The organism is Vibrio sp. 1069 (assembly GCF_033340555.1).
Window position 1 is genome coordinate 1 of record NZ_JAWOWP010001027.1, and the last position, 503, is coordinate 503.

Annotated in this window: 1 protein-coding gene; it reads left to right on the forward strand. The window is 48.1% G+C overall.

The annotated features are described in order from the left end of the window. A partial coding sequence (locus R7040_RS30410) for a carotenoid 1,2-hydratase (protein WP_318098184.1) occupies positions 1–503 on the forward strand: 503 nt, incomplete at both ends.

Sequence of the window (503 nt, forward strand, 5' to 3'; positions counted from 1 at the left end):
CCTTCAGACTTTCGCTTCCATCCTGAGTATCAACATGAATGGTGGAACTACTTTGCGAAGCTGCAAGATAAGCAAGGTCGTACTTACAACGTGCAGTGGAGCTATTTTCGCGTCGCCACCGATGAACGAGAAACCAGCGGTTGGCAAAACCCGCAACTGTACATTTCACATGTTGTCGTGAGCCATGGTTCGCATGTGTGGAAAGAACAGCGTGTTGCGCGCGGTGGTATTGGTCAAGCTGGCATGACAAACCGACCATTCCGTTTATGGATAGATAACTGGACTTGGCGCTCATTAGGCTCTACACCATTTCCAGGCAACCTCAATGTTACAACGGACACATTCGGACTCGAACTGAATACCATGACAAGCGGGCCGTTTGTGGTAAATGGAGACAAAGGCTTTCAAGTTAAACATGCACTGCAATCTGTGGCGTCGTTTAGCTTTAGCGCACCGTTTCTTAATGTAAAAGGCACATTGAACTTAAATGGCCGCCTCATCCC